The sequence below is a fragment of the Methylobacterium jeotgali genome, assembly GCF_022179345.1.
GTDB lineage: Bacteria > Pseudomonadota > Alphaproteobacteria > Rhizobiales > Beijerinckiaceae > Methylobacterium > Methylobacterium jeotgali.
The window spans coordinates 21305-35178 of record NZ_BPQR01000015.1; the positions used below are offsets into that span (position 1 = coordinate 21305).

Annotated in this window: 14 protein-coding genes and 1 tRNA gene; 6 read left to right on the forward strand and 9 right to left on the reverse strand. The window is 70.2% G+C overall.

Features of this window, described 5'->3' with window-relative positions; translation table 11 throughout:
- Positions 1 to 55 precede the first annotated feature (55 nt).
- Positions 56 to 448 carry a Co2+/Mg2+ efflux facilitator ApaG/CorD gene (gene apaG, locus MFF04_RS04745; protein ID WP_238274313.1) on the forward strand — a complete coding sequence of 131 codons (393 nt, stop codon included), beginning with the start codon at positions 56 to 58 and terminating at the stop codon, positions 446 to 448.
- A gap of 5 nt (positions 449 to 453) precedes the next feature.
- Complete coding sequence (gene argE, locus MFF04_RS04750; RefSeq protein WP_238274314.1) at positions 454 to 1614, forward strand: acetylornithine deacetylase; 1161 nt, start codon at positions 454 to 456, stop codon at positions 1612 to 1614.
- Between the two features lie 67 nt (positions 1615 to 1681).
- Here argE and MFF04_RS04755 read toward each other — a convergent pair whose 3' ends face one another.
- From MFF04_RS04755 to MFF04_RS04770, 4 genes are all read right to left on the reverse strand, one after another.
- A complete protein-coding gene (locus tag MFF04_RS04755; protein WP_238274315.1) occupies positions 1682 to 2740 on the reverse strand; it encodes a hypothetical protein in 1059 nt (352 codons plus the stop codon).
- A gap of 160 nt (positions 2741 to 2900) precedes the next feature.
- Complete coding sequence (locus tag MFF04_RS04760) at positions 2901 to 3926, reverse strand: Hsp33 family molecular chaperone (protein WP_238274316.1); 1026 nt, start codon at positions 3924 to 3926, stop codon at positions 2901 to 2903.
- Between the two features lie 172 nt (positions 3927 to 4098).
- A complete protein-coding gene (gene argF, locus MFF04_RS04765; protein WP_238274317.1) occupies positions 4099 to 5061 on the reverse strand; it encodes an ornithine carbamoyltransferase in 963 nt (320 codons plus the stop codon).
- 26 nt (positions 5062 to 5087) lie between these two features.
- Positions 5088 to 6284 carry an aspartate aminotransferase family protein gene (locus MFF04_RS04770; protein ID WP_238274318.1) on the reverse strand — a complete coding sequence of 399 codons (1197 nt, stop codon included), beginning with the start codon at positions 6282 to 6284 and terminating at the stop codon, positions 5088 to 5090.
- A 239-nt stretch (positions 6285 to 6523) separates the two neighbouring features.
- Between MFF04_RS04770 and MFF04_RS04775 the strand changes: the two genes are divergently transcribed.
- The 3 genes from MFF04_RS04775 (at position 6524) to MFF04_RS04785 (ending at position 8957) form a co-directional block, all read left to right on the forward strand.
- Positions 6524 to 6997, forward strand: a complete 474-nt coding sequence (locus MFF04_RS04775; protein ID WP_238274319.1) for a RidA family protein — start codon at positions 6524 to 6526, stop codon at positions 6995 to 6997.
- 2 nt (positions 6998 to 6999) lie between these two features.
- Positions 7000 to 7743: a glycerophosphodiester phosphodiesterase family protein gene (locus MFF04_RS04780; protein WP_238274320.1), complete on the forward strand. Its 744-nt coding sequence runs from the start codon at positions 7000 to 7002 to the stop codon at positions 7741 to 7743.
- A gap of 248 nt (positions 7744 to 7991) precedes the next feature.
- Entirely contained in the window at positions 7992 to 8957 is a 966-nt protein-coding gene (locus MFF04_RS04785) for a class I SAM-dependent methyltransferase (protein ID WP_238274321.1), read from the forward strand.
- A gap of 441 nt (positions 8958 to 9398) precedes the next feature.
- On the opposite strand, the gene MFF04_RS04790 is transcribed toward MFF04_RS04785, so the two are convergent.
- Together MFF04_RS04790 and MFF04_RS04795 are read right to left on the reverse strand one after the other, a co-directional pair.
- Positions 9399 to 9474 (reverse strand) — tRNA-Ile (locus MFF04_RS04790).
- A 232-nt stretch (positions 9475 to 9706) separates the two neighbouring features.
- On the reverse strand, positions 9707 to 10864 hold the full coding sequence (locus MFF04_RS04795) for an alpha/beta hydrolase (protein WP_238274322.1): 1158 nt from the start codon (positions 10862 to 10864) through the stop codon (positions 9707 to 9709).
- A 50-nt stretch (positions 10865 to 10914) separates the two neighbouring features.
- On the opposite strand from MFF04_RS04795, the gene MFF04_RS04800 reads away from it, so the two are divergent.
- Entirely contained in the window at positions 10915 to 11559 is a 645-nt protein-coding gene (locus tag MFF04_RS04800; protein WP_238274323.1) for a hypothetical protein, read from the forward strand.
- A gap of 67 nt (positions 11560 to 11626) precedes the next feature.
- Here the strand turns inward: MFF04_RS04800 and MFF04_RS04805 are convergent, their stop codons facing one another.
- The 3 genes from MFF04_RS04805 to MFF04_RS04815 all read right to left on the reverse strand — a co-directional run bounded on the left by MFF04_RS04805 (position 11627) and on the right by MFF04_RS04815 (position 13648).
- Positions 11627 to 12025, reverse strand: a complete 399-nt coding sequence (locus MFF04_RS04805) for a hypothetical protein (protein ID WP_238274324.1) — start codon at positions 12023 to 12025, stop codon at positions 11627 to 11629.
- 144 nt (positions 12026 to 12169) lie between these two features.
- Positions 12170 to 12829 (reverse strand): 3-oxoacid CoA-transferase subunit B, encoded by a 660-nt coding sequence (locus MFF04_RS04810; RefSeq protein WP_238274325.1) that lies wholly within the window; start codon positions 12827 to 12829, stop codon positions 12170 to 12172.
- A gap of 81 nt (positions 12830 to 12910) precedes the next feature.
- Positions 12911 to 13648 (reverse strand): CoA transferase subunit A, encoded by a 738-nt coding sequence (locus MFF04_RS04815; protein WP_238274326.1) that lies wholly within the window; start codon positions 13646 to 13648, stop codon positions 12911 to 12913.
- Positions 13649 to 13874: the final 226 nt, after the last annotated feature.

A 13874-nucleotide genomic window follows, 5' to 3' on the forward strand; every position in this document is an offset into this window, starting at 1 on the left:
TCGTTGACTGCTGACCCGGCCGAGAGGGCCCGTCGCCAGGAAGGCACCCGGGACGATGTACAAGGCAGAGACGCGCGGCATCAGCGTGACCGTGAACCCCCGCTTCGTCGAGGAGGAATCCTCGCCGGACGAGAGCCGCTACTTCTTCGCCTACACGGTCGAGATCGTGAACAACGGCATCGAGCAGGTGCAGCTGCGCTCCCGCCACTGGCGCATCATCGACGGGCGCGGCTCCTGCCAGGAGGTGCGCGGGGCCGGCGTCGTCGGCAAGCAGCCGGTGCTGCAGCCGGGCGAGTCCTTCAGCTACACGAGCGGCTGCCCGCTCACCACGCCGGACGGGCTGATGGCCGGCACCTACACCATCACCACGATCGCCGGAGAGAGCTTCGAGGCGGAGATCCCGGCCTTCTCCCTCGACTCGCCCCACGTGCGCCGGTCGCTACACTAGGCGGCATGCCCGAGCGCCTCGAGCCCCTCGACATCCTGGAGCGTCTCGTCTCCTTCGACACCGAGAGTTCGAAATCGAACCTCGCGCTGATCGACTGGGTCGCCGCCTATCTCGACGGGCACGGCGTGCCTTACGTCCGCGTGCCGAATGCGGCGGGCGACAAGGCGGCGCTCTTCGCCACGCTCGGGCCGAAGGTCGACGGCGGCGTCGTGCTGTCGGGCCATACCGACGTGGTGCCCGTGGCCGGCCAGGCCTGGACCGGCGACCCCTTCGTCCTGCGGGTCGCGGACGGGCGTGCCTACGGCCGGGGCGCCGTCGACATGAAGGGCTTCGACGCGCTGGCGCTGGCCCTGGTGCCGGAGGCGCTGGCGCTGGACCTGAAGCGCCCGCTGCACATCCTGCTCTCCTACGACGAGGAGACCACCTGCCTAGGGGTCGCCGACACCATCGCCCGCTTCGGCACCGACCTGCCCCGGCCCGGCGCGGTGATCGTCGGCGAGCCGACCGAGTTGCAGGTCGCCGACGCGCACAAGAGCGTCGTCACCTGTCTGACCACGGTGCACGGTCACGAGGCGCATTCGGCCAAGCCCGCTCTCGGCGCCAACGCGGTGATGGCGGCGGCCGAGCTCGTGGCCGAGCTGAACCGCATCTCCGACGCGATGATCGCCCGGGGCGACCCCTCCGGCCGGTTCGATCCGCCCTGGAGCACGGTCCATGTCGGCACGATCGTCGGCGGCACCGCCCGCAACATCCTGCCCAAGCTCTGCGCGTTCCAGTGGGAATTCCGGGGCCTGCCCGACCTCGACAGGGCGGAGATCCCGGCGCTGTTCGAGGAGAAGGTCCGGGCGGTGACGGCCGGGCGCCTCAACCGCTACGGCGATTACGGGCGCATCGAGACGATCGAGGAGGTGGCGGTGCCGGGGCTCGCCCCGGAGCCGGGCTCGGAGGCAGAGCGGATCGCCCTGCGGGCGGCCGGGCGCAACGGCACGATCAGCGTGCCCTACGCCACCGAAGCGGGGCGCTTCCAGGAGGCGGGTATCCCGACCGTCGTCTGCGGGCCGGGCTCCATCGACCAGGCCCACCAGCCCGACGAATCCATCACGCTCGCGGCGCTGGAAGAGGGCCGGGTCTTCCTCCGCCGCGTGCTGGCGGAGTGCGCCGCGTAGCGCGGCCCTTCCGACGCGAAAAGGGCCGGCGATGCCGGCCCTCTCCAATCTCGCGTGTCGAGCGTGCTCAGTTGCGGCCGCCGCGCTCGCCGCCCTGCTGCATGGCGCCGCCGCTGCGGCCGCCCTGACCGGCGGTCGAGCCGGTGGCGTTGCGATCGCCGCCGCGGTTCATGCCCTCGCCGCCGCGCTGATCGCCGACGTTGCGCATGCCGCCCTCACCGCCCCGATCGGCGGCGTTGCGCATGCCGTTCTCCCGCTGGCCGCGGTTCTCCATGCCGGCGTTGCGGGCGCCGTCGCGACGCATGTCGGCCTTGGTCTCGCTGTGGCGCGCCTCGCCGCGCGTCTCGGAGCGGAAGCCCTGGCTGGTGCGGGTCTCGGTCCGGGTCGAGAAGCCCTCCCGGCCGCCTTCGCGGTAGCCGACGTTGACGCTGCCGCCCCGATGCTCGGTGACCGACAGGCGACGGTATTCCGGCGAGCCGTAGATCACCCGCTGGCCACGGATGACCACGTAGCGCGGACGGCTCTCGCGCACGGTCACGAGGCGCTTGTACTCCGGCGAACCGTAGACCACGCGCTGGCCGCGGATCGTGACCCAGCGGGTGCCGCCGCGACGCTCGGTGACGACGAGCCGGCGGTACTCCGGCGAGCCGTAGACGACGCGCTGGCCGCCGATGAAGACGTAGCGGCCCTCGCGGCGACCCTCGTGGATATGGTCGCGGCCGTGGAAGCCGCCGCTGACCCGGGTCGAGCTGCGGATATCGGTGCGGCTCGATTCCGTGCGCTCGCTGCGGCGCCCGTCGCGGACCTCGCCGCGCGTCTGCCGCTCCGCGGACTCGGCGCGCTCGCCCCGCATGCCGTCGCGGCTGGCGCCCATCTGCTGGCGCTCGGCGCCGCCGCGCTCGGCGGTCTGGCCGCCCTGGCGGCTCTCGGAGCGGGCCTCACCCGCGCCGCTGCGACCCTCGGCGCGGGCGCCTTCGCTGCCGCGGGCACCCTGCCCGGCCGACAGCGCCCCGCGCTCCTGGCCCGATGCCTTGGCCGTGCCGGGCGCACCGGCGCCGGCCGCGTTCTGTGCGTAGGCCGAGGTGCTGAGAAGCAGCGCGGCGAGACCGATGGCGATCCTGTTCATGGCGTGAAGACCTCCAGTGGGTTCCGGTATCGAATTGCCGCACCAAAACGCTGGGTCTGCGCGAAGGGTTCAAATAAAAATGCGCCCGTCAAGGGCGCGGCGAGGCGAAAGCTCGGCCGTTCGAACGGACGAGCTTTCGAATACTTCGACCGTTCCGACGCTAGCTCGGCCGTTCCTGTCCGGTCGGCTCCACCTCGGCCGGGTCGACGTCGTAGCGACGCGAGCAGAACTCGCAGGTGATGCCGATGCGCCCGTCCTCGCCGACCATGTCCCGCCGCTCCTCGGCCGTGAAGGAGCGGATCATGCCGAGCACCCGCTCCTGCGAGCAGCGGCACTGCTCGACGACGGACTGCGACTCGAACACCCGCACGCCGCGCTCGTGGAACAGCCGGTAGAGCAGTCGCGCGCTCGACACCGCCGGGTCCACGAGCTCGTGGTCCTCGACGGTGCCGACGAGGGAGCGGGCCTCGGTCCAGGCGTCGTCCTCCCGCGGCTCGTCCACGCGGTGCCCCTCCGGCGCGTCGCCGGGGGGCAGGTCGGCGAGACGCGCACGGTCCGTCGATTGCGGCAGGAACTGCACGAGGAGCCCGCCCGCCCGGTAGCGGGCCTCGCCCCCGGCGACCTCCAGGGCGACCGCGAGGCGCACCTCGGTGGGGATCTGCTCCGATTGGCGGAAGTACTGATGGGCGGCCTCTTCCAGGCTCTGCCCCTGCAGCGCGACGACGCCCTGATAGCGGCCCCCCTGCGGACCCTGGTCGATGGTCATGGCGAGATGCCCGGCACCGGTCAGGGCCGAGGTCGCGAGCGGTCCGGCGCCCAGCGCGCTCACCGCCTCCGTCTCGAAGCGGGCGGTGGCGCGGATGCGGTCGGGTGCCTCGAAATCCACGACGATCATCGAGACGGGACCGTCCGTCTTGGTCTGGAGCTGGAAGCGGCCCTCGAACTTCAGGGAGGAGCCGAGCAGCACGGTGAGCGCGGTGGCCTCGCCGAGGAGCCGCGCGACCGGCTCCGGGTAGCCGTGCCGGCGCAGGATCGTGTCGAGGGCCGGGCCGAGGCGCACCACCCGGCCGCGCACGTCGAGAGCCTCCACGGCGAAGGGCAGCACCGCGTCGTCCAGGCCCTCATGGCCGTTGCCGGCGTGGGCGGGATGGCCCTCGGCGGGCCGGTGCGGATCGGTGGCGGTCATGCGGCAGTCCCTCGAACGGTCCCCGCCGGCCACGAGCCGCCCCGGTCCCTTTCGGGACCTGAGAAGGCGCGCCGCGATCCGCGCGGGCGCGATGCGGCAGGGGGCGGGGAAACGGGCGCGGAGGCGCCCGCCCCCGGCATATGGGGCCGCCCCCGCCCGATCCCAACCGGCCTCAGGCGCCGAGGCACCAGGCCAGGATGCCCTTCTGGGCGTGGAGGCGGTTCTCGGCCTCGTCGAACACCACGGATTGCGGCCCGTCGATGATCTCGGCCGTGACCTCCTCGCCCCGGTGGGCGGGCAGGCAGTGCATGAACACCGCGTCCTTGCCCGCCGCCGCCATCAGCGCGGCGTTGACCTGATAGGGCCCGAGCAGGTTGTGGCGGTGGCTCTCGTCGTGGTCGCCCATGGAGACCCAGCAGTCGGTCACCACCGCGTCGGCGCCGCGCACGGCCTCGAACGGATCGCGGGTGACGTTGAGGCGGGCGCCCTCCCGCTTCGCCCAGGCGATCAGCTCGGGCGCCGGAGCCAGCTCGGCGGGCGCGGCGACGTTGACCGTGAAGTCGAAGCGGGCGGCGGCATGGACCCAGCTCGTGAGCACGTTGTTGGCGTCCCCCGTCCACGCGACGGTGCGCCCGCGGATCGGACCCCGGTGCTCCTCGAAGGTGAGGAGGTCGGCCATGATCTGGCAGGGGTGCGAGACCTTGGTCAGCGCGTTGATGACCGGCACCTCGGCATGGGTGGCGAGCTCGCGCACCATGGCATGGTCGAGGGTGCGGATCATGATCGCGTCGACGAAGCGCGAGAGCACGCGGGCCGTGTCGGCGACGGTCTCGCCGCGGCCGAGCTGCATCTCCTTGCCCGTGAGCATCAGGGTCTCGCCGCCGAGCTCGCGCATGCCGACGTCGAAGGAGACGCGGGTGCGGGTCGAGGGCCGGTCGAAGACCATCGCCAGGAACTTGCCGGCGAGCGGGCGCTCCGCGGCGGGGCGGCCCTTGCGGCGGGCGGCCTTCATCGCGGCGCCGGCGTCGAGCATGCCGCGCAGCTCCGCGGCCGGCAGGTCGCTGAGGTCGATGAAGTGCCGGGGCGGCAGGGCAGCGCCACCGTCGAGGCTGCGGAGGGAGGGCTTGGCGGACATCGGGGATTCTCGGTGGGGGGCGGCGCTCATTCGGCCGCCCGGCGGAGCGCCGCGGGCGAGAGGCCGGCCGCGGTCGTCTCCAGGCGTTCGACCGCCTCGGACACGTCCGCTTCCGTGATGATCAGCGGCGGCAGGAGGCGCACGACGTTGTCGCCCGCGGGGATGACGAGGAGACGGGCGGCGCGGGCCGCCGCCACGAACGCCGTGTTGGACACGGCGCATTTGAGGCCGAGCATCAGCCCCTCGCCGCGCACCGCCTCGATCACGTCGGGGAAGCGGTCGCGCAAGGCGGCGAGCTTCTGCTTGAGCAGCAGACCCGTCCGCCGGACATGCTCGAGGAAGCCGTCGGCCAGCACCACGTCGAGGACGGCGTTGCCGACCGCCATGGCGAGCGGGTTGCCGCCGAAGGTAGTGCCATGGGTGCCCGCGGTCATGCCGCGGGCGGCCTCGCGCGTGGCAAGGCAGACGCCGAGCGGGAAGCCGCCGCCGATGCCCTTGGCCGCGCTCATGATGTCGGGGGCGATGCCCGACCACTCGTGCGCGAAGAGCTTGCCGGTGCGCCCGACGCCGGTCTGGACCTCGTCCATGATCAGCAGAAGGCCGCGTTCGTCGCAGAGCGCCCGCAGCCGCCGCAGCTCCTCGTGCGGGATCACCCGCAGGCCGCCCTCCCCCTGGATCGGCTCGATCATCAGGGCGGCGGTCTCGGGGCCGATGGCTGCCTCGAGGGCGGCGACGTCGCAGGGCGGCACCTGGTCGAAGCCCTCGACCTTCGGGCCGAAGCCCTCGATGTACTTCGCCTGTCCGCCGGCGGCGATCGTCGCCAGCGTGCGGCCGTGAAAGGCGCCCTCGAAGGTGACGATGCGGTAGCGCTCCGGATGACCTCCGGCGGCGTGGTACTTGCGCGCCATCTTGATGGCGGCCTCGTTGGCCTCCGCGCCGGAGTTGGCGAAGAAGGCGACGTCGGCGAAGGTCGCGTCCACGAGACGCCGGCCGAGGCGTTCACCCTCGGGGATCTCGAACAGGTTCGAGGTGTGCCAGAGCTTGCCGGCCTGCTCGGTGAGCGCGGCGACGAGGTGGGGATGCGCGTGGCCCAGCGCGTTCACGGCGATGCCGGCCCCGAAGTCGAGGTAGCGCTCGCCGTCGCTCGCGACGAGCCAGGCGCCCTCGCCGCGCTCGAAGGAGAGCGGCGCACGGGCGTAGGTCGGCAGCAGCGCGGAGGTCACGGATCCGGTCTCCAGGGTTGCGCTTTCGGCCCTCGGGCGCGGGAGGCCCGAAACGAAAGTGCCGCCTCGGGAGGGGCGGCACGCGCGCGATTACTATGAAACGGGGCCGTCCTGTCAATCTTGCGCGGGGTTCGGAGGCGGCGGAAACCGCCGCTTGCGGTGAGCCGGCTGCCTGTGCTCAGTCCCGGCTCCGGGGCCTCGACGGCCCTGGTCCGCACGGAATCGGCAAGGGAGACTCGATGTCCACCGTCAAGGAACGTCTGGAGCGGCTCGGGCTCACCCTGCCGAAGGCGGCCGCGCCCGTGGCCAACTACGTGCCCTTCGTGCGCAGCGGCAACCTCGTGGTGATCTCGGGCCAGATCTGCTTCGGCCCGGACGGCAAGCTCGACCCGGCGCATGTCGGCAAGCTCGGCGCCGAGGTCTCGGCGGAGGCCGGCATCGCGGCGGCCCGGCTCTGCGCCATCAACGTGCTGGCGCAGGTGCAGGCGGCGGTGGGCGACCTCGACCACGGCGTCGTCCAGTGCATCCGGCTCGGCGGCTTCATCAACGCCGTGCCGAGCTTTTCCGGCCTCGCCCCGATCATGAACGGCGCCTCCGATCTCATGGTCGACGTGCTGGGCGACCGCGGTCGCCACGCCCGCTCGACCGTCGGCGTCGCCGAGCTGCCCCTCGACGCGGCCGTCGAGGTCGAGGCGCTGTTCGAGGTCCGCTGACGATGCCCGCGCCCGGCTGGCTCGTCGCGCGCCCGATCGCTCATCGCGGGCTGCATGCCCGCGACGGCCGCCCGGAGAACACGCTCGCGGCGGCGCGGGCGGCGGTCGCGGCCGGCTACGCCATCGAGTGCGACGTGCGCCTGAGCGGCGACGGGCAGGTCATGGTGTTCCACGACGAGACCCTCGGCCGCCTCACCGGCGCAGCGGGCCGCGTCGATGCCACCCCGGCCTCCGTCCTCGCGGGTCTGAAGGTGCTCGGCACGGCCGAGACGATCCCGACGCTCGGCGACCTCCTCGCAACGGTCGGCGGCCGCGTGCCCCTCGTGGTCGAGCTGAAATCCGACTACTCGGGCGACCCTGGGCTCGCTCGCCGCGTCGCGGAGATGGTCGCGGGCTATGACGGCCCGCTGGCGCTCAAATCCTTCGATCCCGCCATCGTTGGGCAGCTACGCCCCCTCGCCCCGGAGCGCCCTCGCGGGATCGTCGCCGAAGCGACCCAGGACGATCCCGCCTACGCGCTCCTCCCCGAGGGGCTGCGGCGCGCGCTCGCCAACCTCCTGCATCTCGGCGAAAGCCGGCCCGACTTCCTCTCCTGGCGCGTCGGCGACCTGCCCCACGCCGCCCCCTATCTCTGCCGTCACCTCGGCCGGATGCCGGTGATGACCTGGACGGTGCGCAGCCCCGAACAGGCCGAACACGCCCGCCGCCACGCCGATCAGATCGTGTTCGAGGGGTTTCTGGTGTAGATCGCCGGAGAGATTGGTGGGCCCGGCAGGAGCGTCCACCAGAACCGGTTGCAAAGCCTAGGATCAGAACGGATCACTAGCGGGCACGCTGTTGGTGTCCCACCTTAATGTCTCGCCTGTGTATGCCGCCCAGTGCCTTATAGGGTCAAACTTGCGCGCATCCGCAATCATATTGCGGATGCGCGCATTACGCATGCTTATTTGTTACCTGCTCAAGATTTTTGGAGATGTGTTCTACAATCGGAAGCATGACGAAGATCGAGGCACGTTTGAGATGCTGGTCAAACGATGTAAAAAATTTGACACTTACCTGCGTATCAGCCTGTAAATTTGCAGACGCATCACAGTCGAGGACGACAATGGAACGCTGCCGCCTTTGCCACGGACCGACGACAGAGCTGTTTAATTTGCAGGTGCTTGGCCGCTACGACGTTCGTTACTTTGAGTGCAAAAGCTGTGGCAGTGCGCAGACCGAGGTGCCTTACTGGCTGAAGGATGCTTACGCTATTCCGGGAGTCCATGTTGATGTTGGCCAAGCTGCCCGCGTCGTAGCAACATGGCTGCGTCTGAATTCGATGTTGGAGCAAATTGGTTTCGACAAGGACCTTGTCGGAGTGGATTACGGCGGTGCGGCCGGCCTGCTTACGCGTCTGATGCGCGACAGCGGCTACAACTTTTATGCCTATGACACATACGATGACTCGAAATACGCGAACTACTTCCGTATCGCGACGTTCACGCAATGCAAGCCGGCGATCGTGACTGCGTTCGAGGTTTTCGAGCACTTCCCAGATCCGCGGACTTCACTGCTCGAGATTTTCGACAGCGGAGCCGATCTCGTCATATTCTCGGCCGTCTTCTACGAGCAGCAAGGGCCGGAATGGCCGTACCTGATCCCGTTCTGCGGCCAGCACGTTTTCTTCTATTCGCAGCGAGGCTTGGAAAGCTTTGCAAGTGAACACGGCTTCGACATGCGGCGAGTGCATGATTTTTGGGTGCTTGTCCGCCGGGGTACTCGGTACGAGACTGAAATCTATGAGGGCAGCATCAAGCACATCGACGCAAAATTCGCTGGTGACCATGTCCAGATGGTCGGCTGGGCCACGAGCGCAACAGTCCGCGACTTCGACTACGCCAAGGCGCGGTTTGAAAGGGAACTGCCTCTATATGTGAAGAAGCGAGGCTGGTTCGATTGGCTCAGCAGGAAACGGTAGTTCTCGGACGCGACTATGCGCACTATGTCTCGGTGCGCCCAGACACGAGAACATGCGCGATCTCCCAAGGGGGATCGCCCGTCGAGAATCTGTGCACCTCGTCCTTGCTTTGTGGTCTGCCAGGTCTCGGAAGTGCAGTTCCGGCGCCTTTCGCAGGTCGTCGTAACCCGTCGCCCTAGCGTGTCCGTGCCCGTACTCAATGGCTGATTCGGACAGCATCCGTGCCAGCTTGAGTGCCTGCTTCGGGTCACGGGTGCCAAGGGACGGCTTGAGGAAAACGGGCTTACCCGGAGGCTCTGTGGCGCTTGGGAGATGCTGCCGTATGTAGAAGATCCCATGCCGGGGTCGGGTCAGATAGGTCGGATTGCGCAATCCCGAGACCCCCTCGGGTGTCCCACCGGCAAGCCTTCATGCCCCAAGGCATTGCATCTAAGGAGAGATTGGTGGGCCCGGCAGGACTCGAACCTGCAACCAGACCGTTATGAGCGGTCGGCTCTAACCATTGAGCTACAGACCCGGACCCTCGTGCTCCGAGGGGTTTTCGCGCTGCCGGACCGTTCGCGCCGCGGCGGCGGATCGGAGACGGATGCGCATCGAGCGAGGTAGCCCGGCCTCGGGCCTTCAGCAAGGGCCTCACGGGGCCGGTTCGGCCGCGCGTCGAAACGGCATCGGCAGCGCACGCGGTTCGCGCGGCGCGGCCGATCGGGTGTCGGGCGCCGCGCCGATCATCGGCGCGGCGCTTCCGGCGATCACCTCGCCGGAGCGGCCGTTCCGGTGGCGGTGCCGGCGAAGGCCTTCTTCAGGTCGGCGACGACGGCGTCCTCGGCCTGCCTGGCCTTGGCCACGACGGTGCCCATGCCGAAGAACTCGTGCGTGACGCCCGCGTAGTCCCGGTGCTCCACGGTCACCCCCGCGGCCTTCAGCTTCTCGGCCAGGCCCTTGCCGTCGTCGCGGAGCGGATCGATCTCCGCGGTCACCACGGTGAAGGGCGGCAGGTTCTTGAGGTCCGCCTTGCCGACGATGTCGAGGCGCGGGTCGGCGCGGTCGGAATCTTGGCTCACGACGTGGTCGTAGAACCAGGCCATGGTGTCCCTGTCGAGGGGCTTGGTGCTGGTGTTGGCCTTGTAGGACTCCGTATCGAGATTGGTGCCGGCCATCGGGTAGACCGCGACGACGTGGAGCGGTGCGGCTGCCTTGCCGTCGCGGGCCTGGATCGCGATGTTGGTCGCGAGGTTGCCGCCGGCGCTCTCGCCGAGCAGCGCCACCCGCGCCGGGTCCCCGCCGAACGAGGCGGCGTTGGCGAGCGCCCATTGGTAGGCGGCGAGCGCGTCCTCGTGCTGGGCCGGGAACTTCGCCTCCGGCGCGTGCCGGTACTCGACCGAGACGACGACCGCGTTGGCGCCCTTGGCGATGGCCCGCGGCGTCGCGTCGTACACGTCGCGGTCGGCGATCACGAAGCCGCCGCCATGGTAGTAGACCACGACCGGCAGCGGGCCGCTCGCGCCGTCGGGCGTGTAGATGCGCACCGGCTGCGTGCCGCCCGCGGTCTCGTAGGCCGCCTCCTTGGTGGCGACGCCGGGCAGCGGCGCCGCGCTCTTGCCCTGTTCCTCGAGGTACGCGCGCACGCCGTCGGCGGCGCTCGGCTGCCTGCGGGCCTCCTCCGGCGAGAGCTTGGCGATCGGCTTCGGGTCGAGCTTCTTCATGGCGTCGAGCACGTGCTTCATGTCGACGTCGAGCCGGGCCATCGGCGAGCCGGTGACCGTCGAGACCGCGGCGTCGAGCCGGTCCTTGAGGGTCGGCTTCGCCTGGCCCGGGCTCTCCTGCGCGGGCGCCTGGGCAAGAGCAAGCGTGCCGGTCGGCAGGACGAAGGCGCAGGCGAGCAGGCTCGCGCGGAGATGATGCCTCATCGAATTCTCTCGGATGCGGCCTCGGACGGCGGCGCCGGTCTCGAGACCCGTTGCTGACGTGGATGCGAGGCCAACGTCGCGGGGCGCACCCGGTTCAAAAGCTCCAGCGCGGGCTCCCTGGCACGTTCGTGCTAAGCCTTTTCGTCCATCAACGATTCGTGAGGGACGACATGCTGGGTGGGATCGGCGGCTGGATTGTCGGAAAGCTCAAGTATCTTCTTCTGATCGCGGCCGTCGGCGGCCCGATCGTCGCCTGGTCGAGCTGGGAGGACGGGCAGCGCCGCCGCGAGGTCGAGGCGAAGGGCCAGACCGCCACCGCCACCATCGATGGCGCCACCCGCACCAAACGCCGGCGCAGCGGCACCAGCTACAGGGTGCATCTCAGTTGGACCGACACGGCGGGTCAGACTCACGCCGCCAAGGACGTGCCGATCTCCCGCGGCATGGCTGACCGAATCATCGTCGATGATCGGATCCAGGTCGACACCCTACCGATCAGGTATCTCGCGGAGGGCGGTGCCGCCGACAGGCTGGAGGCGGGCGAGAACGTCATCGTCGTCGATGACGAGGCCTCCCAGCTGCAGACCGACGACGAGATGATCACTATCGGCATCGGCGCTGGCATCGTTGGCGCCCTCGGATCGGCCTTGCTGTTCTGGCTCGGACGGCGGCGGCCGCAGGCGCAGCCGGCCTGAGCGACAAGCCAGCTGCGAAGGGAACGGCCAGCGCATCCCGCGAGGGGATGCGCCGGTCCGCGGCTCGCTACGCCAGGATCGGCGCGGTCTCGAACAGGAAGCCGTCGACGGCCGGGATCGTCACGGCAAGCGAGCCGGCATAGGCGGGCTTCGTCAGGCGCCAGGGATGGTTCGTGGCGGCGCGGATCGCCTCGGAGGGGCGCAGGCGCCGGGCGCGGCCGTCCGCGTCCACCTCCTCGACGGTGAGGAAGCCGTAGACCAGGAGCCGCGAGGCGGCGAGCTTGGTGTCGCGGTCGCCCGCGGCCACGGCGAGCGCGCCGCTCGCGTAGACCGCGTCCATCAGCGCGCGCTGCTCGCTGCGGCGGCGGATCTGGCTCTCGGCGATCCCGGGATAGGCGGCAGGGCGCGCGGCCCCCGCCCGGCGGAAGGGCACGACGTTGTCCGCGGCCCCGGAGACGCAACCCATACGCTTCACCCGCGTGCCGACGCGACGACTCGGGCCGGGCGGATGGCACGTGAGGTCGCGTCCCGGCGATCGGGAGACTCCTCCGATTCGGCTTAACCCGCGCTTAGCCATGCGCGGGGACCTCGCGTCCCGGAACGGGGCGCGTCAGGCGAGCGCCACCGTATAGTCGGCCTCGGTGCGGGCGCGGATGTCGGCCTCCGTCACGCCCTCGGCGAGCTCGATCAGGCGCATGCCGCCCTCGCCCCGCTTGTCGATGGTGAAGACGCCGAGATCGGTGATGACCATGTCGACGACCCGCGTGCCGGTGAGCGGCAGGTCGCAGGCTTTGAGGAGCTTGGCGCTCTCGGAGCCGTCCTTGTTCTTGGCTACGTGCTCCATGACCACGACGACGCGCTTGACGCCGGCCACGAGGTCCATGGCCCCGCCCATGCCCTTCACCATCTTGCCGGGGATCATCCAGTTGGCGAGGTCGCCGTTCTCGGCCACCTGCATGGCGCCGAGGATCGACAGGTTGATGTGCCCGCCCCGGATCATCCCGAACGAGTCCGCCGAGGAGAAGTAGCTCGTCGTCGGCAGCGCGGTGATGGTCTGCTTGCCGGCGTTGATGAGGTCGGCGTCCTCCTCGCCCTCGTAGGGGAAGGGCCCCATGCCGAGCATGCCGTTCTCCGACTGGAGCTGCACCGACATGCCCTCGGGGATGAAGTTCGAGACGAGCGTCGGGATGCCGATGCCGAGGTTCACGTAGAACCCGTCCTGCAGCTCCCTCGCCGCGCGCGCCGCCATCTCGTCGCGGGTCCAGGCCATGGGGGTCTCCTTGAAATCTTGCGCGCCGTCGTTCCGATTGTCGCGCGCCGCCGGTTCGGCCGGCGCGCGGTCTCGCCTGCCTCAGACCGGGCCGCCGCCGGCTCCGGCGGGCGCGGCCTCCGCACGCTTGCGGACCGTGCGCTGCTCGATCCGCTTCTCGCCCGCCGGCACGTGGACGATGCGCTTGATGAAGATGCCCGGCGTGTGGATGTCGTCGGCGTCGATGGTGCCCGGCGCCACGAGGTTCTCGACCTCGGCGACGGTGACGCGCGCGGCGGTCGCCATCATCGGGTTGAAGTTGCGTGCGGTCTTCCGGTAGCGGAGGTTGCCTTCCGTGTCCCCGGTATGGGCGTGGACGATGGCGAGGTCGGCGAAGAGGCTGCGCTCCATCACGTATTGCTCGCCATCGAACTCGCGCACCTCCTTGCCCTCGGCCACCTTGGTGCCGACGCCGGTCTTGGTGAAGAAGGCCGGGACGCCGGCCCCGCCGGCGCGGATGCGCTCGGCGAGCGTGCCCTGCGGGTTGAACTCGATCTCGAGCTCGCCGGCCAGGAACTGGCGGGCGAACTCCCGGTTCTCGCCGACATAGGACGAGATCATCCGCGCGACCTGACGGGTCTCGAGCAGCTTGCCGAGGCCGACGCCGTCGATGCCGGCGTTGTTCGAGACCACGGTGAGACCCTTCACGCCCGAGGCGCGTACCGCCTCGATCAGCGCGTCGGGGATGCCGCAGAGGCCGAACCCGCCGCACATCACGGTCATGCCGTCGCGCAGCAGGCCCGCGAGGGCGTCCGTCGCGTCAGGGTGGACCTTCTTCATACGCTCGTCCTTCGCTCGCGCCGCGTTCGTGCCGCGCCGCCCGTGCGGCCGTCTGTTCCCGATTCCCCGGGCCGGGTCCAGACCGGCGGGCCCCGTCCCGGTCACAGATGTGCAAGCATGAAGCGGGCCGGGCAGACAAAGCCCCGCGGAGGGTCTATGACACGTGTCCGCGGCCCCTCGTCGGCACGCCCGCCCGCCCGGTCCGGCGCATCCGAGCCGCCCGGCC

Excerpts from the sequence above, each read along its gene's own strand:
- MFF04_RS04775 (WP_238274319.1), top strand. The coding sequence starts at position 6,524 with ATGTCCACCGTCAAGGAACGTCTGGAGCGGCTCGGGCTCACCCTGCCG.
- MFF04_RS04805 (WP_238274324.1), bottom strand. The coding sequence starts at position 12,025 with ATGGGTTGCGTCTCCGGGGCCGCGGACAACGTCGTGCCCTTCCGCCGG.
- MFF04_RS04780 (WP_238274320.1), top strand. The coding sequence starts at position 7,000 with ATGCCCGCGCCCGGCTGGCTCGTCGCGCGCCCGATCGCTCATCGCGGG.
- MFF04_RS04795 (WP_238274322.1), bottom strand. The coding sequence starts at position 10,864 with ATGAGGCATCATCTCCGCGCGAGCCTGCTCGCCTGCGCCTTCGTCCTG.
- MFF04_RS04810 (WP_238274325.1), bottom strand. The coding sequence starts at position 12,829 with ATGGCCTGGACCCGCGACGAGATGGCGGCGCGCGCGGCGAGGGAGCTG.
- MFF04_RS04785 (WP_238274321.1), top strand. The coding sequence starts at position 7,992 with ATGACGAAGATCGAGGCACGTTTGAGATGCTGGTCAAACGATGTAAAA.
- MFF04_RS04760 (WP_238274316.1), bottom strand. The coding sequence starts at position 3,926 with ATGACCGCCACCGATCCGCACCGGCCCGCCGAGGGCCATCCCGCCCAC.
- argE (WP_238274314.1), top strand. The coding sequence starts at position 454 with ATGCCCGAGCGCCTCGAGCCCCTCGACATCCTGGAGCGTCTCGTCTCC.
- MFF04_RS04755 (WP_238274315.1), bottom strand. The coding sequence starts at position 2,740 with ATGAACAGGATCGCCATCGGTCTCGCCGCGCTGCTTCTCAGCACCTCG.
- argF (WP_238274317.1), bottom strand. The coding sequence starts at position 5,061 with ATGTCCGCCAAGCCCTCCCTCCGCAGCCTCGACGGTGGCGCTGCCCTG.
- apaG (WP_238274313.1), top strand. The coding sequence starts at position 56 with ATGTACAAGGCAGAGACGCGCGGCATCAGCGTGACCGTGAACCCCCGC.
- MFF04_RS04815 (WP_238274326.1), bottom strand. The coding sequence starts at position 13,648 with ATGAAGAAGGTCCACCCTGACGCGACGGACGCCCTCGCGGGCCTGCTG.